This window comes from Desulfobacterales bacterium (assembly GCA_030066985.1).
Lineage (GTDB): Bacteria > Desulfobacterota > Desulfobacteria > Desulfobacterales > JAHEIW01 > JAHEIW01.
In genome coordinates this window covers 75,752-96,403 of the sequence record JASJAN010000006.1, presented here as the reverse complement: position 1 = coordinate 96,403, position 20,652 = coordinate 75,752, and the positions used below count along the sequence as shown (strand labels likewise).

Below are 20,652 nucleotides of genomic sequence, written 5' to 3'. Positions count from 1 at the left end.
GAAGCTACCTCAAAAATGCATCTAACGCCCAAGAGCTGTGTTAAAACCCGATTCAAAATGCTCGAATACTGTGGTGTATGCTCCACTTTTGAATCGGTTTTCGCCTTGCCCTTGGACGTAATCTACTATTTTTGAGATAGCTTCAAATACACCCTTGACTGGAGCCATAAACTAACTTAACCTACTTTTTAAAGCTCTAATTCTTTTGAAAGGAAGTTGACAACAATGGCTTATTCAGTCGCACTTGCCGGCAAAGGTGGCACCGGTAAAACCACCATGGCCGGTATGCTCATAAAATTTTTATTGAAAAAAAACAAAACGCCGATTCTGGCAGTGGATGCCGATTGCAATGCCAACCTTAATGAAGTTTTGGGACTCAAACTAGGCAACACTTTGGGAAACGCCCGCGAGGACATGAAAAAAGGGGATGTCCCCAGCGGTATGACCAAAGACATCTTCATGGAAATGAAGCTTGAAGAAGCCGTGGTCGAAGCCGAGGGTTTTGATTTGGTTGTGATGGGCCAGCCGGAAGGTGCCGGCTGTTATTGCGCGGCTAACACCCTGCTCACCAATTACCTTGAACGTCTGTCCGGCAATTATCCTTACATCGTCATGGACAACGAGGCTGGCATGGAGCACATCAGCCGCCTAACGACCAAAGATGTGGATATTCTTTTAATTGTGTCGGATTCCTCCAGACGCGGACTTCAGGCAGCAGTGCGCATCGAAGAACTGGCCCGTTGCTTGAAAATCGGTGTTGGCAAAAGTTATGTGGTGATCAACCAGGCACGAGAGGCACCGCCTGAACCGGTCATGGACAAACTTAAAGAGGCCAATATTGAGCTTATCGGAACCGTTCCGTCAGATGACCTGGTCTATGACTTTGATTTCCAGGGACGCCCGACCATTGAAATGCCCGAAGACAGCAAATCGGTTAGGGCTGCATTTGAAATTTTTGACAAAATCGTTGCCTGACGACCGCATCGGGCAGAGCGCATAGCGAATCTGTCGTCAAGGAAAAAGGATTATATTAGAACAAAAATGGCTTTGCGCATTCCATAATCGACACAGCATTACTTCACAGTGGCCTTGATTAAGAAAGGGCGACACAGAGACCAAAATCGATGAGCAATAAAACCGGCTTTTTATACGATGAAAGATACCAGCAGCACCAGACCGGAAACTATCATCCGGAAATTCCGGATCGGCTTCCAGCCGTATATAGCGGCATTAAAGATGCAGGTCTGCTTGAGCAGTTGACATTGATTAAGGCCGTGTCGGCGGATTTAAAATGGGTTGAAACCGTGCACGACCCCAATTACATCAAGCGACTTGAGAAAGCATGCAGCAGCGGCCATAATATTTTTGACAGCCCCGACAATCAAATGTGCTCGGCAACTTACGAAGTCTCTTTATTGGCGGTCGGCGGTGTCCTGGAGGCGGTCCGATTGGTAATGGAGGGCGAGCTGGATAATGCCTTTTGTGCTGTGCGGCCACCCGGTCACCATGCGGAAATCGACAAGGCCATGGGGTTTTGCTATTTTAACAACATTGCGATTGCCGCCCGCTATATCCAAAAACAATGGGAAATCGAGCGGGTTGGTATTGTCGATTTTGACGTTCATCATGGAAATGGAACCCAGCACATTTTTGAACGCGATCCGACGGTATTTTACTATTCCATCCATCAACATCCAACTTTCGCCTATCCGGGTACCGGTCGTGAATTCGAACTGGGCAAAGATGCCGGTCATGGATTTACCAAAAATTCACCGATGCTGCCCGGACAGGGTGATACCGAATACCAGCAGATATTGCAAAGGGATTTGGTACCGGTCTTTGCTGATTTCAAACCACAGGTGATTCTGGTTTCAGCTGGATTCGATGCCCACATTGAAGACAATATGTCGGATATAAAGCTGACCACAGACGGTTTCACCTGGGTTATCGAAAAGCTGGTTGAAATGGCTGCCGAGTATGCTCAGGGCCGCCTGATATCGGTACTTGAAGGTGGCTATTCAATCCGGCGCCTGCCGGAATTGGCCCGCAATCATGTAAAGGTTTTGTTAAATGCTCAATGATTAACTGAGCAGAAATTAAAGGCTTTGTAAGGAGAAATGATTATGTTCGTCAGCAACTCCATGACCCGTAAAGTGATATTCGTTACACCTGACGATGGTATTTTTAAAGCCCAGGAATTGATGGCTAAAAATAAGATACGCCATCTGCCGGTTACCGAAGCCGACAACCGTCTCATAGGTGTTGTAACAGATCGGGATATCAGAAGTGCACTGCCCTATAAATTTTTCAAGACCGTTCCCAGCGAGGAAGAAAAGAAGAATTTCGCAGAATTGAAAATAAAAGACATTATGACCAAAGATCCGATCACCATTTCTCCGGCCTACACCATTCAAGATGCGCTGTTAATGATACAGGATGCCCGCGTCGGTGCCCTGCCGGTTGTTGATGAACAGGGTAAACTTGCCGGTATTATCTCTGTTAGGGACCTGTTGCGGGCCTTTATCAATGTGCTGGGAATTGGAGAGCCGGGCACTTTGCTGTGTATCCTGGTAGAGGAAAAAGTCGGCCAGTTGAAGAAAATCGTCGATGCCATCACCGAGGAAAACATCTCTTTTGGCAGCGTTCTGGTGGCCCGGTACTGGGAAAAAAATAAGCGCGCCGTATTTCCTTATCTGCTGACCCAAAATGTAGCGCTTATAAAAGAAAAATTAAAAAACCTCGGTTTTACTCTGCTGGACCCAATGGAATGGTATCTAGACCAGTTGCCTAAAAATGACTAGTGCCCAATACCCGCACTCTCATCGAGATAAATCCATGTCGTGCCCATATGATGATCTGTATATTTACCACCTGAACGGCCGCTTAACCTCACAGAGAAAAATCCCACAGCGACATTTTATCGGCAACTGGGAAGAAGATAATTTTTCATTTCTCTTCTTTTCTCAGCCCGCATTTGAAGATATCCAGGATCTTCTGCGTACCCAGCCACAGTTGTCCTATATTGACAGTTATCACATGCCCTATGCGCAGTGGCAAGGATCGGTATTTAGCTCTTTTGATCACGGCCCTTTTCAGATTATGGCACCGTGGGAAAACCAAAATCCGAAACAGTCGGATAAATTATCGCTCATCTTAGATCCCGGGCTGGTCTTTGGCACCGGTACCCACCCCACTACCAGGGATTGCCTGGATGCGCTCCAGTTGGCCTGCCGAAGGCATTCACCTACGCACGCCATGGATTTAGGCACCGGCACCGGCATTTTGGCCTTGGCTGCCGCACGACTGGGCTGCAAACTCATTTTGGCAGTTGACCTGAATTTGCTGGCAGCCACAACCGCAGCAAAAAACGTCCGCTTAAATCACCTTGAACAGCAGGTACTGGTTACGCAAGGGTATGCCGAAGACTTCATTGACTATCCGGCGGAACTTGTAGTGGCCAATGTCCATTATGCGGTCATGCAAAAGCTAATTCAATCGAAGGCGTTTAGGACCAAAAAGTGTTTTATACTTTCCGGTCTTATGCGCAGTGAAGCCAAGCAGGTAAAAATGGACTTAGAACGCTTGCCGGCCAAAATATTAAAAAGCTGGACTCATAAAGGAATCTGGCATACATTTTATGGTGAATTTGACAATTAAGGAACAATGAGCGGGAGCAAGAATGAATTTATCGTTTTGCGTTCCTCAGGGTTGTGAATAGAATGTTTTAAAACCACAAGGTCACAAAGGACACAAAGAGTAATATTTGTGGATTAACCTCAAAAATTTTGTGATCTTTGCGTCTTTGTGGCGCAAAATGCTTTAGTAAAATGAGTCATATATCATTATTAAGGAAACTGCGTTTTTCCTGAAAGGTTCAAGATGCAGATCACATGCTGGGGATCGAGGGGCTCCATTCCGGTTTCAGGCAAATCGTATCTGAAATACGGCGGTGATACGACCAGTTTGGAGATTCGAACCAAAAGTGGTGATATTATTGCGCTTGATGCCGGCACCGGTATTCGCAGATTTGGGAACAAACTGGTTGAAGAAGGTGCGCTCAATATCAATTTTCTATTCACCCACGCCCATTGGGACCATCTGATGGGTTTTCCTTTCTTCAAGCCGCTGTATTCTAAAAATGCAAAACTTCTGATGCACGGCTGCCCATTCCACAGTCAGTTTGTCGAAGCCATTTTATCAACTGTCATGGCACCCCCTAATTTTCCGGTCAAATATGCCGACATCAAGGCCCAGATAACCTATGAAAAAGCCTGCCCCCAGGAATTTAAAATAGGATCACTATCTGTCACGCCCATACCCATCAGTCACCCCAATGGCGGTAGCGGTTATAAATTCGTCGAAGACGGTAAAACCTTTGTCTTTCTGACCGACAACGAGCTCGGGTATCGACATGCCGGTGGCCGGCAGTTTAAAGATTATGTCGAATTTAGCAGCGGAGCTGACCTTCTGATTCATGACAGTGAATATACCCCTGAAGAGTACCAGACGTTTATTGAATGGGGGCATTCGGTTTACACCGATGTGCTCAAATTGGCCGAAGAGGCGGGGGTTAAAAAATTGGGGTTGTTCCATATCAACCAGGAGCGCACCGATGATCAGATGGATGAGATGGTCAATAGCTGCCGGCGTCATTTCGATGGCAGGGGCTTTAAAATCCAGTGCGTCGGCATAGCCACCGATATGACTTTCAATTTATAGTGGCTGGTTAATTGGTTAATTAGTAAAATCGTTACATCGTTTTTTCCTATTCAACGAATATTTTTATTTGACCATTTAACTAAAGCGAAGCGATATATGGATGATTTGATCAAAAAAGCGGCGGCCGATCTGGCTCAGGCCAGTATGGTAACTGCCTTAACCGGTGCGGGCGCTTCAATTGAAAGCAAGATTCCGCCTTTTCGGGGCAAGGGCGGGTTGTGGGAAAAAATGGACCCCATGGAAGTAGCTCATATTGATGCATTCGTGCAAGATCCGGCCAAAGTTTGGCAGCTTTTAATCAAAGATATGAAAGATGTCATCGATCAAGCGCGGCCCAATGAGTGTCATAAAGGACTCGCCAGGCTGGAAGAGTTGGGAAAACTGCAAACGGTCATCACCCAAAATATTGATGGGCTGCATCAAATGGCCGGCAACACGGACGTGATTGAATTTCATGGGACTTTTGCCTCACAACGGTGCATGGAATGCAATACGCACATTGAAACCCGCTATGTTGATGTTAGTAACATACCGCCTCACTGCGAATGCGGGGGCATTTTGCGCCCCAATGCCGTTTTTTTCGGTGAGATGATTCCACAGGAAGCGCTTTGGCGTTCCCGCCAGGTAGCAACTGACTGCGATGTCATGCTGGTCATCGGGACCTCGGCCATGGTGCAACCAGCCGCCCTTATGCCGGTAGTGGCTAAAGAGACCGGGGCAATCGTGATCGAAATTAATCCGGAAAAAACCCCATTAACCAGTGACATCAGCGACTATACTATCAAAGGACCTGCCGGTGATACCATGAACCAAATTGTGGCGGAATTGGAAAAATTTATTTAATTTTGGTTTTAGGTGTCAGTGTTCAGGTGTCAGGAAAGAAATAAAGGAGAATTGAAGATCTGGTTATCCCCTGACACCTGACACCCGAAACCTGAAACCTTTTATGGTTACACCCCTCAATACAATCCTGCCTAAAGGACAATCAAAGAAAAACATGAGTAAAAACGGCACTCCCTGGATTCAAACTGTTCAATTAGATGAACCGCGCCTTAAAGATAACACTGCCGATACCGAGCGACTTGTGCAAGCCTTAACACCCCGCCTCAACAGTCCCGACATTTGTATCGATCTGGATCTTTTAAAAACCGTACCGTCTATCTTGCGCCAAGCCCAATTTAACCTTCGTTGTGTTCTTTTTAAAGAGCAACACCACTGGGTATTGACCGATATACTAGATGCAAAGGATCCGCGGTTATGTGCTGGCTTAGCTGTTGACATGGGAACCACACGGGTGGTGTTGCGCCTTTTGGATCTGGCCACCGGCAAGTATCTGGCTGAATCTGTTTTTGATAATCCCCAGGAAAGCATCGGTCCGGATGTTTTGAGCCGGATTCATTTTTCTGAAAAAGAAGACGGGCTCAAACACTTAAATGACCTGATCATCAGTGGTTTGAACAGCCGTATAATGGATCTGTGCACCTCACAAAATCTGCAGCCGGAAAATATCTATGCTATGGCAGTTGCCGGCAACACCACCATGACCCACTTGTTGATGGGACTCGATCCCCGCTGGATTATCCGGGAGCCCTATATCCCGGTGGTCAACAAACCCGGCGTCATCAAAGCCGAGGAACTGGGCCTGCGGGTCAATCCCCGTGCGCGGCTGTTGATTTTTCCCAATATTGGAAGCTACTTCGGGGGAGATTTGATTGCCGGCGTTCTTTTTTCCAAAATTTACCAGAGCCAACAGACCTCTATCCTGGTAGATGTGGGCACCAATGCTGAAGTTGTGCTCGGAAACAAAAACTGGCTGATTGCCTGTGCGGGAGCGGCCGGACCGGCACTGGAAGGCGGTGTTACGCGTATGGGGACAACCGCCAGCCCGGGGGTCATCGATCAAATTGCGGTGGATCCCGACAGCCATACGTTTAAAATTCATACGATTGATGATTTGCCGCCCACCGGTATTTGCGGCTCGGGGGTCATCGACTTGGCCGCTCAGCTGTTTCTCAGTGGCATGATCGATGTGCGCGGCAAATTGCTGCCGGCTGTGTGCGGCACGGCAATAAAAAAAATAGACGGTCTGTCACATTTGGTGGTGGTGCCGGCGGAAGCCTCGGCTACCGGCGCTGACTTGACCATCAGCCAGGCTGATTTGGATAGTCTCATACGGTCTAAAGCGGCCATGTATACCATTTTAGAAACCATCACCGAGTCGGTTAACATGAAGCTTTTGGAACTGGAAAAATTTTATGTGGCCGGTACTTTTGGCTCGTTTATCAATCCTGAATCGGCCATCGCCATCGGAATGCTGCCGGACCTGCCGCGGGATCGGTACCAAACTTTGGGAAACAGCTCCTTGGGCGGCGCTACCCTGGCCCTCCAATCCGATGCTTATCATGACGAAATTTATCAGATCCGCGAGCGCATCACCTACCTGGAACTAAATGTCAATCAGGAATTTATGAACCGCTTCAGTGCCGCCAAATTTTTACCGCATACGAATCCGAGTCTCTTTCCCACCGTTAAGCATTCGCTTCCTCGATAAAGAATCCGCACAACTGCCCTCATTGCAATTGTCAACTAAGTAGACGCTTTATACCACAAAGTATCAATTTGATATACAGTTTAACGGGCCGAACCGCCTATCAAGAAGTTGCCGAAGCGGTCCCTATTAAACAAAAAAATTAATTAATATTAATATCTTATCGAAATTTCACCTCAGACGTATCACCATTTCACATCCGTGGCATCATATCTGCAAAACATTTGATCAATTAGAAAAATAACGGCAGCAAAAGACCATTTTTCAGAAAGGAGGGGCACATGAATCAACAGCAATTGAAAGGTTGTATGAAAAAGGCATCCACCCGCCAAGAATATATGGCAACCAAGGACCAGAATCAACCGGTCACCATGGGCAGCAGCGTTTTGGACGCGCTCTGTCAAAATGCGGTTGAAACCAAAGATTATGAATTCAGGGAAGCCTTACTCGACATTTTGAAAAATAATGCAGAAGAAGTCCACAAGCGCTTCATCGATTATGCCGTTCATTCGCCGGACCCCATCCAGCGCCGCTGGGCCCTGGTAAATCTGAGTTTAATGGAATGTGGAACCGCCAGAGAGGCTGTGTTAAGCGGATTGCGGGATCCCAACACTGAGGTCCGCATCGCAGCGGCCATGAATGCAGGGTTATATGATGATCGGGAGGTGCTGGCCGCCCTGGAGCACTTTTTTGCAACCAATCGCTTTGCGTGTGTGCGAAATTTTGCCCGTCTGATCGTCAGACAATTGCAGCAAAACAAACGCTCCAAAATGACGCTGGATGTGGCCTGCTTGCAGGATGTGCTGCACAGCCCGTCGGTGCCATCTGTATAATGTCATCCACTGAGCCCAAAAAACGTAAAATCTCATCGCCATAGCCCATTTCTAAAAGACAGGTACCAAGTTGGGCTTCTAATCTCAAAAAGTAATCCTCAAAATCCTCGTTCAAAACGAGGATTTTTTTTGCTATATCCAGAAAGCGCATTACCATTTTATATGTCAATTTCAAATCAAGAGGCCCTATGAAAAAACCCATCTACCTGGACTATAACGCCACCACCCCCCATGACCCGGAAGTCATTGAGGCCATGCTGCCGTTTTTCGAAGAAGAATTCGGCAATCCCTCCAGCTCGCACTACTACGGCAACAAGCCCAGACAGGCCGTTGCCAGGGCCCGTGAGCAGGTCGCCGCTCTGCTCAATTGTGAGCCGGAAGAAATCATATTTACCAGCGGGGGCACAGAGTCCAATAATTTTGCGATCATCGGCTGCGCTCAAGCACTGCGCCAAAAGGGCCAGCACATCATCACCTCCCAAATCGAGCACCCCGCTGTCATCGAAGTATGTCGTTTTTTGGAAATCGCCGGATTTGTGGTGACTTATCTACCGGTTGATGAATTCGGCCGAGTAAAACCAGCGGATGTGGAGGCGGCCATTCAAACGGAAACCATTTTGATATCCATCATGCACGCCAACAACGAGGTCGGCACTATCGAGCCCATTGAGTCTATCGCTGAGCTGGCGCGAAAACACGATATAGCGGTGCACACTGATGCGGCCCAATCGGTGGGCAAGATCCCGGTGGATGTCACCCGCCTGGGCGTCGACCTGCTGTCCATTGCCGGGCACAAGGTTTACGCCCCCAAAGGTGTCGGTGCCCTTTACATCCGCAAGGGACTGGTGCCCGCCAAATTAATGCATGGCGCCGGGCAGGAAAGAGCGGTGCGTCCCGGCACGGAAAACGTGCTGGAAATCGTCGGTCTGGGCATGGCCTGTGAAATTGCCGCGCGCGATCTGGAAAAAAACAGGGCCCACATGCAGGCTATGCGCGATCGGCTCTATGAGGGCCTCAAAAAAAACTGTGGCAAAGTGCGCGTGAACGGCCATCTGCAGCTGCGACTGCCCAACACCCTTAGCATTTCTTTCAAAGGGCATGAGGCCAACCGCATTTTGGACGCCATTGGAGATGAAGTGGCCGCTTCGGCAGGTGCCGCCTGTCATTCGGATATCGTGCAAGTTTCTGCGGTGCTCGAGGCGATGGACGTCCCACTGGAGTGGGCCAAGGGCACCTTACGCTTAACAACAGGGCGAAAAACCACCCCGACCGACATCGACTCGGCGCTGCAGGTGATCTGTGCAGCCGTAAAAAACTTTAGTACTGAGCAATGAGGACTGAGGACTGAGAAGGCACATCAAAAATAAATACGACAGTTACTTATTTGCCGACAACAGAAATAAATGCACAAAACGGGGATCAATATCTACTGGGGCGACCTGACCATATTCGCTTTCAATCTCGTTGAAAAGATCCTCAAAGGTTTGGCCAAGACGATCGGTCAGCTCATAGTCTTTTAAACCGGTCTTGGCCGCCAGCCAGTTTAAAAAGGTGGTTTTCATTTCGTCTGGAATCTTACGGGCCGCCGTGGTGCCGGAATCAGCCCCTTGGGGCAACAGTTTCTCAAAGAAGGGTAGGAACTGCTTGAGCGCCAGTGGTTTTAGTTTGTCACCCTTCATATGGCAATAATGCCGCGCCCAGAGGGTTAGCAAAAGATTTTTGTACGTTAAAAATCCATATTGGGCCGGTTTATCCATCTCGATGTTCATTACAGACAACAGGTCATCAACAGCAACTACCTCGTCAAAAATCGCTGCGGATTTGTCGATATCGTCGACCGTGGCAAATTCACGGTACAAGACGCCGGATTGATAATTGTCGTAGTACAGCGGCTTTTTGACCAGAAGACCGCCGACAACTCCCATCCACCGTTCACCCCAAAAGGTCAATCGCAAATCAGCTTGCGCAAACCAACATTTAGACAGCCATTTTTCCGCCCGCCACTTCAGTTTCAAGGCCGCACCAAAGCCGGCTCGGAATATGTCCTGCAGCGGGTGCCGAATGATCAGTGCGGCGGCCCGGGCATCATCGTCTTTTTGGTCTTTTAACAGTTGCTCCAGGCCGATGCTCACATAGCCGCTGGTTTTTTTAACAATTTCCTGCAGCGCATCACGTTCACCAATGGTTCTGCGGTCTGCAACGACGACCTGATTGCACAAATGAGCGAACTCGGTTTGCAGCAGGTGCAATATGTTGGGGGCGTCAATTTTCTGTAATGCTCGCGTGAAATAATTGTCTTGCTTTAATTCACGCAGCGGAGAGACCGGTACCGGAAGAGTTGAAATCTGTTGGGAGGCGTGCGGTAAATATTTATTGTGCTTGCTTTCAAGTTCCCCAGGCTTAATCGGTTGATAGACGCCGACCGCTTCGTCAAAGGGCAAAAAGCCCTTTTCCGCCAGCCGCATGGTTCGCCAGCGATAGCAATCTTCTTCAGTTTCAGCAGGTATGACATGGGCCGCTTCCATAAAAACGTTTTGGTAAATATGATGATCTGTAGAGGCCAGGTGTTGCACAAATTGGGTTAATAATTTACGCCGCTGTTTATCGAGCAGCTTCTCGGATTCACTTTCAGCGGGCATAGCGATAAACCTTAAATAATAGACATCATCCAGCGTAAAAAAGTCATTGCCAAATTCGGTTGGATCCTGATCATGTTCCCGAATTCTGACCTCCAGATTTTTGAACAGATAAAACTCAATAAATTCTAGCTGATCCTTTAATATCCAGCTGATAAATCGCTGTGCATCAGCTTCCATCAGCAAATTCATCCAGCGTGTGACCGAATTGAGGTCAATGTGATCATTTTGCCAGGTCTCGAGGTCGACAATGTGCTCCCACTGCTTGTTGGTGGCCAGTGAAAGGAGTGGCAGCGAATCCTGCGGCCCAATTTCATTGACCATCAGATAAAAATCCTGTTCGGGAAACGAGTGCACCAAAGCTGCCGGCTGGCGATCTTTCAAAATTTGATCAAGAGCCTTATCAGGCGGCAGCTCCATGATTTGTCTTCTTTTTTCCTGAAGCTGCTGCACCCGTTCAAGGGTCTTATGGTCTTGTTGCTCTTTGGGCATGGTATCCCTTCAAATATGCATTAAGAATGTCGGGCCGTTTTTGATAGATTGCAATGCCGGAATCCGTCTGATGTTGCCGGTTGCGAGTTGGGCGTCACGCGTCTTTCGGCTTACAACTCGCAACACGGAACGCTAATGACTCCATCACTCCAATGCTAAGCGCCCTCATCTTCGGGTCGCGAATTCCAGGGCGCAATTTTTAAAAGCAGCAGCATACCGGGGATCGCAATCAGGGTGCAGAAAACAAAAAAACTTTGCCATCCCATATGTTTGGCCATCAAACCGGTCACCGAGGATGCCAGCTGTCTGGAAAGACCCATAATACCTGTCAGCAGAGCATATTGGGTGGCGGTAAATTTTTTATTGGTAATGCTGGCCATAAACGCCACAAAGGCGGCGGTGCCCATGCCGCTGCTCAGGTTCTCAAATGCAATGACCCCTGAAAGCATGGCAATGTTATAACCGATTCGGGACAAAATGGCAAAACCGGCGGTTGATAGGGCCTGCAGGATCCCAAATATCCAGAGGCCGCGGTTGATGCCCAGCTTTAACAGCAATACCCCCCCAAAAAATGCACCGATCAGAGTTGCTGCCGTTCCGAAAAATTTGACGACGGTCCCGATCTCTGTTTTGGAAAATCCGGTCTCCAAGTAAAACGGCATGGTGATGCCGCTCGCCATGGTATCACCAACCTTATACAGCAGAATAAAAACCAAAATCCAGATGGCGCCGCTACGTCTGAAATAATCAACAAACGGATCGACCACTGCTTCTTTCATGGTTTGGGGTATGCCGGCCACCGCCTCCGGCTCCGGTGTCAGAAGCGTCGTTAAAATACCGGGCAGCATGAACAGGGACATAATAAAGTAAACGTGGGAGAAGGGGATGTGATCAGCCATGATCAGACCGCCACCGGAGGCCAGCAGCATGCCCAGCCGGTAGCCATAAACGTACATTGAGGAGCCCAAACCCAGTTCTTCATCAGCCAGGTCTTCACGCCGATAGGCGTCGATAACAATATCCTGGGTGGCGCTGAAAAAGGCCACCAGAGCTGCTGCCACAATCATCAGCCCGGGTTTGCTGACGGGGTCTGAAAATCCCAGCCCCACGATGGCAGCCATTAACGCCACCTGGGCGATTAAAAGCCAGCCACGGCGACGCCCGAGAAACGGTGGTACAAACCGATCTAAAAGAGGTGCCCACAGAAATTTCCAGGCGTACGGAATCTGAAACAGGGAGATCATGCCGATCCAGGTTAAATCAATGCCTTTTTCCGTCATCCAGGCCTGTAATACCCCCCAGGTGAGCAGCAACGGAAGCCCGCCGGAAAACCCCATGAACAAGGCCACCAGCATGCGACGGCTAAATATGACGTTAATTGTGGATTGTTGAATCGGCAGGTTCAAGTCGGGCATTCCCATTCACCACGAAGCACACGAAAAACCACGAAGATAGATGTCAATATTTTAAGATTTTAATTTCGTATCCTTCGTGAACTTCGTGGTAAAAATAAATGAGGCCAGGTTTATGATGGTTTATTATTTTCGAGCTGCTGCGGTGTTACAATCGGCCCGTATTTTTCTTTGAGGGCCATGAGTTCTGAGCGTTGCTTCTTAAGTATGTCAAAAAAGTGCTCCGGAATATGGGGCTCTTGGCTGTAAGCCTCTTGCTGTAAATCAATGCGCGCTACGATATTATCAATGTATAATGAAAACTGTTTACTATAGAGGTCTTCAGGATATGCTTTGTCGATACGATCTTTGAACAGCCGCTTTAGATCATCATACTTGGGCAAATAGCCGATGGGCGTTTCAATGGCATCCACTTCCTTATGGGCGCGGCGCTCCAGCCAGGCCATCCAGGCTTTGACATCTTTTTTTTCACCCAGCAATTTTTGGGAGCTGCCGCCCCGCGCCTCATCGGTTAAAAAATAATTAAGCCCTGCCAGAATCGGACGTTTATCATCATTTATTTTGTCGCTGTTAAAGAAAATAAATTGCGCATCCATGTACTCGCCCAATGATCCGGGGGTAAAAGGCGCATTAGCCCACGGCTGACGGCGAACACCGGTGGCCCCGACTTCCGTAGCCGTTGCAGCCGATACGATGCAGGCGCCGATAACAACACCCTCATCGGGATTTTTTGATACCCAGACCGGCGGCATGGTGTTACTATCACGGCCGCTGTATGTAAAGATGCGGGTTTCAACCCCTTCAGCGGCCTCATTTTTGTCCGAATAGTTTTCCAGAGCGCTGTTGGAAAGCGTACAGCGGGAATTGGGATGTGACATGGGAATCTCTTTGCCGTTTTCATCGACCATGCCCTTTTCCCAGGGCCCCTGGAAGTTGTGGCCTTTGGCCGGTGGCGGCTCCTCCCCGTTACCGGTCCACTGGGGCACCCTATTTTCATCAATAAGCACATTGGACCAGATGACCTCGGTGCCCTCATGACGCAAACATTTCATCAGGTAAGGATCCCCCTCCCAGTTGACATCTTCAACGATACCAAAAATTCCGCATTCAGGATTGATGGAACGCACGCTGCCGTCATCTGCAATCCACATCTGCGCCAAGTCATCCCCGACGAAATGGTCACCGGCCATGGCTGAGGTGGTTTTGCCGCAGCCGCTGGGCGCCGCGCCCACCATCCAGGTGATGCGCCCGCCGGGCCCTTCGATGCCGGTGATAAACATATGCTCGGCAATCTGCTCGCCTTTGTTTACATACACAGAGCGGTCCACTGAAAAGCGGTGATTGCCCTTTTTCATCAGCAACGTATTGCCGGCATAGGTGCAGTTAAAGCTATAGGTGGTCAGATGGCTGCGGTCCATATATACGCGGGCATTGGGCAGATCTTCGGGCCGGTTCAGACCTTCACTGTGGATATTGGCATAAAAATGCCCCAGCTTTTCGACTTCCCGATCAAAGGCATCATATACATTGCGATAAAGGATGGCGGCACTGTGCATCACATAGGTCGAGCTGGAAATTTCAAGCGCCGGGTTGGATGCGGGGGCGCCCACCGGGCCTCTTAGAAAGAATCCGACCATCATCTTTTTACCCTTCATGATGCCGGTCATTTTCTGCCGGATATCTTCCAATGCCTCAGCGCGATCTTTTTTATTTGCCAGCGAGCTAACCTCTTCGCCTTGATTGTGAATGTAAAATGTGCGGTCAATAATACGCCCTTGCTCTTCTTTTAGGTCATAGTGAATGGTATGGCCGTTCATGGGCAATGGTTTTTCTTCGCCTTTTGTTAGGGAGAGTTCCCGGATAAATTGACGATCTTCCTCCGATCCCGTATCGATAAAAACAGCGTCCGGCTGACAGAGCTTGATGGCATTGGCAATTTTTTTTAGAACGTCCGGATTCTGAATGCGTTTAAGTTTTGCTAAGTTTTCCGCATCGATCGTATCTTCAAACACCTGTTGGGCCGCTTTTGAATCAGTGACACCACCCAATTCCGTTACGATGTCGATACAGTCTTTAAAAGGTCCCATGCCCTTTCTCCTTTGTTAAATATTTAAATGTAATATTTAGTCTATCATTGAAACGCCGGATGGTCAAAAAGGGTGTTCCAGGCAATTCCGAGCTAATATTCGTCAAATTAAGTTGCGTGCGATACAATGATGATTTCCGACAGCGATCGCTTGGGCACATGATGCACCAATTGCTCATCTCTCCAATAGCGGATATTACCATCGGGCCCAACGTCTTCAAGCACAATTTCTTCTTTGGGCTTGCCGAGTGCCAGCACCAACAAAATTTTAAGATGAGCCGGAATATCGAGCACGCTTCGCAAATCCTTGCGATTAATGGCGCCAAGCATGCATCCCGCCAGCCCCATGTCCCTGGCGCCCAGCAATATTGACTGAGCAGCAATTCCGTGGTCGACCCCAAATTCTTTGCTGATGTTGCTGTCACCCAGAATTACGATATACGCCGCGGGTCTTTCTCCACGCTCCGGTCCAGGCCAATCTTTTAGATAGGCGGCCCAGCCCAGACACCTAAAGATTTCCTCATTTAATGCGGGCCGACAGGTCAGAATGTATTTTAAGGGCTGCAGATTAGCCCCCGAGGCCGACAGTCGCGCCAGATCAACCAGCGATTCCAGCGTCTCTAAATCAATCGGCTGTTCTTCGTAAAAGCGACGGCAGCTTCGATTGGCCTTGATCAGATCAGCAATCATCTCACTCCTCCGGATTTAGCTCGTACAAAAATTTTTCTTCCGGCGGTATGTGCCTTCGAATCCAGATCAAAACTTTATCCATCTCTTGTCTGAGTTCGTTCAAGGCTTTGCCGCGATGGCTCACATGGCTTTTTTCGGCAATGGTCATTTGACCGAAAGTCTTGTTTAAGGGGGGGTAAAAGAATATCGGATCGTAGCCAAAGCCTTTATGTCCGGCAGGTGCGTCGGCAATCTGCCCTTCACAGCGCGCCTCGTAGGTAAGCGCTGGGCCGGATGGAACAGCAATCGAAAGAACGCATTCAAAAGCCGCTTTGCGATTGGTTTGACCTTGCATATTTTTGAGCAGCTTAGCAACCCGCTGTTCGTCGCTGGCATTTGCGCCGGCATATCGAGCTGACCGAACACCAGGCGCTCCTCCTAATGCGTCTACCATCAGACCTGAATCATCGGCCAGGGCCGGTATGCCCAGTATTTTAGCCGTGAAGCTGGATTTTTTATAGGCATTTTCCTCGAAGGTCTCGCCATCTTCTTCCACTTCCGGAATCGGACCAAAATCAGTAAGGCTTTTGATCTGTATCGGAAAGCCGGTTAGCAAATCGTTTATCTCGACGACTTTTCCCGGATTTCCAGTTGCAATCACCAGCGGTATTTCTTTGTTCATGGTAACCTCGCTGCCGGCAAACTTGCATCGGCAGTTTTTGTTGGGCTTTTGGCGCTTGATATTCAGGTTGAAAAATTTCGGATTTCAACGGTCAGGAAGGTGTAGCTCTTTAGATTAAAGCATGGGGGCTTCTTTGTAAAGATCTTAGCTGAATCTTGCATGAAAATTAATGCGAAATTTATTTTGCCCTTTATTAACCGGTCCAATAAACAAACTTATACGTTAACGTCTATACACAGGAGGCAAGATGGTTAAAAACTATTTTATCGCATTTATTTTCACTCCGCGGGCGAGTCCGCCATAGGCGGACAAGCCTCAGGCGTCCATCGGTCCGCCTCAGGCGGATTGCCTCACCCTTAAATGCCTTGCATACAAAAGCCTCCAACTCGTGCAAGACGCAGCTGTCAGCTGAATCTTGCATCAAAAGTAATGCGGAATTGGGTTTAAATCCTTTCCCCTTGAAATTTGACTGCTATCGTGTCATGAACACCGCATACTGGAAACAGGACCATATCCGGAATTTCGATTGTTAAACTTATGGGCATTCGTAAACGATTATATTTTTTGCTGGCGTTAATTATTGTTGTTCATTTGGTCGGCAGCCTGGGCTATTATATTATTTTCGATGGTGAGCCCGAGTTTCTGGATTGCCTTTATATGACAGTGGTGTCGCTGACCACGGTCGGCTACGGCGAAATTATCGAGGTGACCGGAAACGATACAGCCCAAATTTTTACAATGGTGTTGATCACTTTTGGCATGGGTATGATCTTGTACGGTATCAGTTCTTTGACGGCCTTATTTTTGGAAGGTGAACTTTCAGGATTTTTAAGGAAAAAAAGAATGGCAAAGCAAATCGACAAATTAAAAGATCATTATATTGTCTGCGGCGGGGGCGAAACCGGTAGCGGCGTCATTGCCGAACTGTGCAAAAACAACGAGACGGCGGTGCTGATCGAAACCGACCCGGAAAGAATTGAGCGCTGCAAAACCATCTGTGAGCTGCTGTATATCGAAGGGGATGCCACCGAGGATGAAAACTTGATGGCGGCTGGTATTGAACGCGCTGCCGGGATAGTGATCGCATTGCCTTCTGATAAAGATACCCTTTATGTGACCATGACCGCCCGTATGCTGAATCAACGTATTCGCATTATCAGCCGCATGTCCAACCAGAATTTGCACCCTAAACTCATTAATGCCGGCGCTAATGCCGTCGTTTGCCCCAATGCGATCGGCGCCTTGCGGATGGCTTCTGAAATGATCAGACCCACAGCCGTGGATTTTTTGGATCATATGCTGCGCAGCGGCAAGGGCAATCTGAGAATTCATGAATTAACGGTTTCGGAAAAATCCAAATTTAACCAAAAAGAAATTCGTGCCTGTGGTCTTAAAGAGCGCTATGGCTTGCTGGTTCTGGGTGCCAAAGACAACACCGAAGATATTGAGTTTAACCCGCCACCCACCCGTCTGTTGACAACCGGTACAACTTTGATCGTCATGGGCGCGGTTGAGGAGATTGCACGGGCACAGGATGTTTTCTAAAATGCCGCCTCTCCCCGGACGCTGAAGCCATTCTACGCACCCATTATGGTCGACTCATACAAAGCCACCGTAAAATCCACCTTCTCCCCATTTAAGTTTGGACATAAAAAATAGCCCTATTTCTACCCCCTACTGGTAAGACCTCTTATCGAATAGCTTTATACCCTAAGTCGATTAAAATTTATATTAACAATATTTACAATATATTAATCTCGATAAAAAAGGTTGATAGGGTCGATCATAAGTGGTATGACCTCTAACCAGATTGCTTTTAAGCATCAAACATAAGGGAGGGTATTATAATGGAACCTAAGCTTGGGCCCCCAATACGAGCTACTCATTATGTCGAAAGTATTCTGGTAACCGCCATTTTGGATGGAACTTACCCGGCGGGAGCACCATTGCCCGGAGAGCGGGCTATGGCAGGTCAAATTGGCGTGACTCGCCCCACGCTGCGGGAGACGCTGCAGCGTCTGGCCAGCGAAGGCTGGGTTACCATCCACCACGGCAAACCCACAGTGGTCAATGATTACTGGTTAGAGGGCGGTCTAAGGATGATCGGCACGCTGGCCAAATACGCTAAATATCTTCCCAATGGGTTTATAACTAAGTTATTGGAAGTCAGGGTAACGCTGCTGCCCCCAGTTGCCCGTCTGGCAGCACTGTATCAGCCGCAAAAACTGATAGACTACCTTTCCCATCATCCCAATCCCGCTAACAGCGAGACCACCTTTGCAGAATATGATTGGGAATTGCAGATGCAGATAACTCGTTTATCCGGCAACCCGGTATACGCGCTGATTTTCAATGATTTTGCTTCTGTGTTTAAAAAAATGGCCATCCTCTACTTCAGATCCGAAATATCTCGCAATGCATCGCTTCAATATTACAGCTACCTTTCAGATGCGGTGGCGCAAAATACAGATACGGTCGAAGAAGTTGTCAGATTCGCCATGCAAAAAAGTATCGAAATCTGGCATGAGGTCCATGGGTCGGATACAAAGATGCCATTATAAATTGTTCTATTTATTAAATGTATCAATGCCATTTCTGCAAAAATAATGTCCATGCGGTCACACGCAATCCATATAAAGTTGCGAGAAGCGCAGCTTAAAGGTTTCAGGTGTCGGGTTTCAGGTGTCAGTAAACAGATGACGGAGAACAGAAAACAGAGGACAGAAAGTTCGTCTGTAAATCAAACTCTCCATCTGCCGTCTAGCCTCTGACCTCTGAAAACTGACACCTGAACACTGAAACCTGACACCAAAAACGAATCCTTGAATTATGCCCACCAAAGACCTGATCCTAGCCATTGACAACGGCACTCAGAGCCTCAAGGCAATGATCTTCGATACTGCCGGTCAGCTTTTGGCCAAAGAGGCCGTAACCTTTGTCCCCTATTTTTCAGAAAAACCGACCTGGGCGGAGCAGGATCCAGAGGTATTTTGGCAGGCCCTGGTCACAGCCTGTCAGCGGATATGGCAGCATCCTGATATCGATAAAAACCGGGTGGCCGGAGTGGCCTTAACCACCCAACGTGGCAGTGTTGTCAATATTGATAAAGATGGTAAGCCCTTGAGACCTGCGATCATGTGGCTGGATCAGCGCAAAACATACGGCCTGCCGCCGGTCAGGGGGCCTTGGGGATTCATTTTTAAAATTGCCCGCCTGACAGATACGATTGGCTATCTTCAGCAGGAATCCGAAGCCAACTGGATCCGCACCTATCAACCCGACATCTGGCAAAAAACCCATAAATTTTTACTGCTATCCGGTTACCTAACTTACAAACTGACCGGAAAATTTGTCGATTCAATCGGTTGCCAGGTAGCCTTTATCCCTTTTGACTACAAACGCCTGCGCTGGCCTTCCCGCTGGGACTGGCGGTGGCGGGTTCTGGAGGGTATCGATCCATCGATTCTGCCCGATCTGGTCCCGCCGGCAAAACCCCTTGGAGAAATCACCACAGCTGCGGCCGGCGATACCGGCATTCCTCAGGGCCTGCCGTTGATTGCAGCCGCCGCAGACAAAGCCTGTGAAGTCATTGGTTCCGGTAGCCTGAAATCTTCAATTGGCTGCTTGAGTTACGGCACCACCGCCACCATCAATGTCACCCATAAAAAATATATCGAACCCATTCGGCTGTTGCCCGCTTATCCATCAGCTGTGTCCAACTTTTATACCATCGAAGTTCAGGTATATCGGGGTTACTGGATGGTCAAGTGGTATAAAGAACAATTTGGGCAGCAAGAACAGCGCGAAGCGGCGCGCCAGGGAATCGCGCCAGAAACCCTATTCGATAAGCTGGTGGAGGCCATTCCACCAGGCTCCATGGGATTGATGCTGCAGCCTTACTGGACCCCCGGACTTAAAATGCCGGGACCGGAGGCCAAAGGTGCTATTATCGGCTTTGGTGACATTCATACGCGTGCGCATCTGTACCGTTCGATTTTAGAAGGGCTGGCTTATGCCCTGCGTGAAGGAAAAGAACGCATTGAACAGCGCAGCAAAACACCCATTACCGAGTTGCGGGTCTCCGGTGGTGGCAGCCAGAGTCGCAGTGCCCTTCAGCTGACCGCTGACATATTTGGCCTGCCGACGGCCAAACCCCATGTTTATGAAACCTCCGGATTAGGGGCCGCCATCGATGCGGCAGTGGGTCTGGGGCTTCATCCGGACTTTAAAGCTGCCGTGGGCGCCATGACCCATGTCGGCGAGGTTTTTGCGCCGAATCAACAACACCATGCCCTGTATAATGCGCTTTACCATGATGTTTACAAAAAAATGTACCGGCGGTTAAAGCCCTTGTACGAGCGCATCCGTGATATCACCGGGTATCCTAAATAGTCGGAATGGGTTTCATGCTGCTCTGGGTCGCACCGATGGCCCAGTGGCGGCCGCCATCTTGACCCCCAGCGGCTGCTAAGCATCTATGTGTCGGTAAATATTTGTAAAATTTACGTTATTTTAATTGGTTACAACCCAACATGATATCCCGTCAATCCGCTTTACAAACTTTAAGGGTTATGC

At 48.6% G+C, this 20,652-nt stretch carries 17 protein-coding genes; 12 read left to right on the top strand and 5 right to left on the bottom strand.

Translation table 11 applies throughout. The features are described 5' to 3' along the window. Positions 1-225 precede the first annotated feature (225 nt). The 9 genes from QNJ26_05020 to QNJ26_04980 all read left to right on the top strand — a co-directional run bounded on the left by QNJ26_05020 (position 226) and on the right by QNJ26_04980 (position 9,434). Positions 226-975, top strand: coding sequence for an AAA family ATPase (locus tag QNJ26_05020; protein ID MDJ0984885.1), 750 nt, complete (start codon positions 226-228; stop codon positions 973-975). Positions 976-1,124: 149 nt separating this feature from the next. Continuing rightward, on the top strand, positions 1,125-2,081 hold the full coding sequence (locus QNJ26_05015) for a histone deacetylase (GenBank protein ID MDJ0984884.1): 957 nt from the start codon (positions 1,125-1,127) through the stop codon (positions 2,079-2,081). A gap of 42 nt (positions 2,082-2,123) precedes the next feature. Beyond that, the gene (locus tag QNJ26_05010; protein MDJ0984883.1) at positions 2,124-2,801 is read left to right on the top strand and encodes a CBS and ACT domain-containing protein; all 678 of its coding nucleotides are present in this window, start codon (positions 2,124-2,126) and stop codon (positions 2,799-2,801) included. 34 nt (positions 2,802-2,835) lie between these two features. Further along, positions 2,836-3,657 carry a 50S ribosomal protein L11 methyltransferase gene (locus QNJ26_05005; GenBank protein MDJ0984882.1) on the top strand — a complete coding sequence of 274 codons (822 nt, stop codon included), beginning with the start codon at positions 2,836-2,838 and terminating at the stop codon, positions 3,655-3,657. Positions 3,658-3,879: 222 nt separating this feature from the next. After that, positions 3,880-4,719, top strand: a complete 840-nt coding sequence (locus QNJ26_05000) for an MBL fold metallo-hydrolase (GenBank protein ID MDJ0984881.1) — start codon at positions 3,880-3,882, stop codon at positions 4,717-4,719. A gap of 96 nt (positions 4,720-4,815) precedes the next feature. Continuing rightward, positions 4,816-5,562 (top strand): NAD-dependent deacylase, encoded by a 747-nt coding sequence (locus QNJ26_04995; GenBank protein ID MDJ0984880.1) that lies wholly within the window; start codon positions 4,816-4,818, stop codon positions 5,560-5,562. A gap of 154 nt (positions 5,563-5,716) precedes the next feature. Beyond that, positions 5,717-7,270: an ASKHA domain-containing protein gene (locus tag QNJ26_04990; GenBank protein MDJ0984879.1), complete on the top strand. Its 1,554-nt coding sequence runs from the start codon at positions 5,717-5,719 to the stop codon at positions 7,268-7,270. Positions 7,271-7,548: 278 nt separating this feature from the next. After that, positions 7,549-8,100: a HEAT repeat domain-containing protein gene (locus QNJ26_04985; GenBank protein MDJ0984878.1), complete on the top strand. Its 552-nt coding sequence runs from the start codon at positions 7,549-7,551 to the stop codon at positions 8,098-8,100. A gap of 188 nt (positions 8,101-8,288) precedes the next feature. Next, the gene (locus QNJ26_04980; protein ID MDJ0984877.1) at positions 8,289-9,434 is read left to right on the top strand and encodes an IscS subfamily cysteine desulfurase; all 1,146 of its coding nucleotides are present in this window, start codon (positions 8,289-8,291) and stop codon (positions 9,432-9,434) included. 42 nt (positions 9,435-9,476) lie between these two features. Here the strand turns inward: QNJ26_04980 and QNJ26_04975 are convergent, their stop codons facing one another. From QNJ26_04975 to QNJ26_04955, 5 genes are all read right to left on the bottom strand, one after another. Then, the gene (locus tag QNJ26_04975; GenBank protein MDJ0984876.1) at positions 9,477-11,228 is read right to left on the bottom strand and encodes a DUF6178 family protein; all 1,752 of its coding nucleotides are present in this window, start codon (positions 11,226-11,228) and stop codon (positions 9,477-9,479) included. 155 nt (positions 11,229-11,383) lie between these two features. Continuing rightward, complete coding sequence (locus QNJ26_04970) at positions 11,384-12,643, bottom strand: AmpG family muropeptide MFS transporter (protein ID MDJ0984875.1); 1,260 nt, start codon at positions 12,641-12,643, stop codon at positions 11,384-11,386. A gap of 110 nt (positions 12,644-12,753) precedes the next feature. Continuing rightward, entirely contained in the window at positions 12,754-14,727 is a 1,974-nt protein-coding gene (locus QNJ26_04965) for a phosphoenolpyruvate carboxykinase (GTP) (GenBank protein ID MDJ0984874.1), read from the bottom strand. Positions 14,728-14,834: 107 nt separating this feature from the next. Beyond that, the gene (locus QNJ26_04960) at positions 14,835-15,416 is read right to left on the bottom strand and encodes a nitroreductase family protein (protein ID MDJ0984873.1); all 582 of its coding nucleotides are present in this window, start codon (positions 15,414-15,416) and stop codon (positions 14,835-14,837) included. A 1-nt stretch (position 15,417) separates the two neighbouring features. After that, on the bottom strand, positions 15,418-16,077 hold the full coding sequence (locus QNJ26_04955; protein MDJ0984872.1) for an XTP/dITP diphosphatase: 660 nt from the start codon (positions 16,075-16,077) through the stop codon (positions 15,418-15,420). 537 nt (positions 16,078-16,614) lie between these two features. Between QNJ26_04955 and QNJ26_04950 the strand changes: the two genes are divergently transcribed. The 3 genes from QNJ26_04950 to QNJ26_04940 all read left to right on the top strand — a co-directional run bounded on the left by QNJ26_04950 (position 16,615) and on the right by QNJ26_04940 (position 20,469). Continuing rightward, positions 16,615-17,622 (top strand): NAD-binding protein, encoded by a 1,008-nt coding sequence (locus tag QNJ26_04950; GenBank protein MDJ0984871.1) that lies wholly within the window; start codon positions 16,615-16,617, stop codon positions 17,620-17,622. Positions 17,623-17,924: 302 nt separating this feature from the next. Beyond that, positions 17,925-18,638 carry a GntR family transcriptional regulator gene (locus tag QNJ26_04945; protein ID MDJ0984870.1) on the top strand — a complete coding sequence of 238 codons (714 nt, stop codon included), beginning with the start codon at positions 17,925-17,927 and terminating at the stop codon, positions 18,636-18,638. 268 nt (positions 18,639-18,906) lie between these two features. Then, positions 18,907-20,469 carry an FGGY-family carbohydrate kinase gene (locus QNJ26_04940; protein ID MDJ0984869.1) on the top strand — a complete coding sequence of 521 codons (1,563 nt, stop codon included), beginning with the start codon at positions 18,907-18,909 and terminating at the stop codon, positions 20,467-20,469. The last annotated feature ends 183 nt before the right edge of the window (positions 20,470-20,652 follow it).

Coding starts and splice junctions, on each gene's coding strand:
- QNJ26_05020 (MDJ0984885.1), top strand. CDS start 226: ATGGCTTATTCAGTCGCACTTGCCGGCAAAGGTGGCACCGGTAAAACC.
- QNJ26_05015 (MDJ0984884.1), top strand. CDS start 1,125: ATGAGCAATAAAACCGGCTTTTTATACGATGAAAGATACCAGCAGCAC.
- QNJ26_05010 (MDJ0984883.1), top strand. CDS start 2,124: ATGTTCGTCAGCAACTCCATGACCCGTAAAGTGATATTCGTTACACCT.
- QNJ26_05005 (MDJ0984882.1), top strand. CDS start 2,836: ATGTCGTGCCCATATGATGATCTGTATATTTACCACCTGAACGGCCGC.
- QNJ26_05000 (MDJ0984881.1), top strand. CDS start 3,880: ATGCAGATCACATGCTGGGGATCGAGGGGCTCCATTCCGGTTTCAGGC.
- QNJ26_04995 (MDJ0984880.1), top strand. CDS start 4,816: ATGGATGATTTGATCAAAAAAGCGGCGGCCGATCTGGCTCAGGCCAGT.
- QNJ26_04990 (MDJ0984879.1), top strand. CDS start 5,717: ATGAGTAAAAACGGCACTCCCTGGATTCAAACTGTTCAATTAGATGAA.
- QNJ26_04985 (MDJ0984878.1), top strand. CDS start 7,549: ATGAATCAACAGCAATTGAAAGGTTGTATGAAAAAGGCATCCACCCGC.
- QNJ26_04980 (MDJ0984877.1), top strand. CDS start 8,289: ATGAAAAAACCCATCTACCTGGACTATAACGCCACCACCCCCCATGAC.
- QNJ26_04975 (MDJ0984876.1), bottom strand. CDS start 11,228: ATGCCCAAAGAGCAACAAGACCATAAGACCCTTGAACGGGTGCAGCAG.
- QNJ26_04970 (MDJ0984875.1), bottom strand. CDS start 12,643: ATGCCCGACTTGAACCTGCCGATTCAACAATCCACAATTAACGTCATA.
- QNJ26_04965 (MDJ0984874.1), bottom strand. CDS start 14,727: ATGGGACCTTTTAAAGACTGTATCGACATCGTAACGGAATTGGGTGGT.
- QNJ26_04960 (MDJ0984873.1), bottom strand. CDS start 15,416: ATGATTGCTGATCTGATCAAGGCCAATCGAAGCTGCCGTCGCTTTTAC.
- QNJ26_04955 (MDJ0984872.1), bottom strand. CDS start 16,077: ATGAACAAAGAAATACCGCTGGTGATTGCAACTGGAAATCCGGGAAAA.
- QNJ26_04950 (MDJ0984871.1), top strand. CDS start 16,615: ATGGGCATTCGTAAACGATTATATTTTTTGCTGGCGTTAATTATTGTT.
- QNJ26_04945 (MDJ0984870.1), top strand. CDS start 17,925: ATGGAACCTAAGCTTGGGCCCCCAATACGAGCTACTCATTATGTCGAA.
- QNJ26_04940 (MDJ0984869.1), top strand. CDS start 18,907: ATGCCCACCAAAGACCTGATCCTAGCCATTGACAACGGCACTCAGAGC.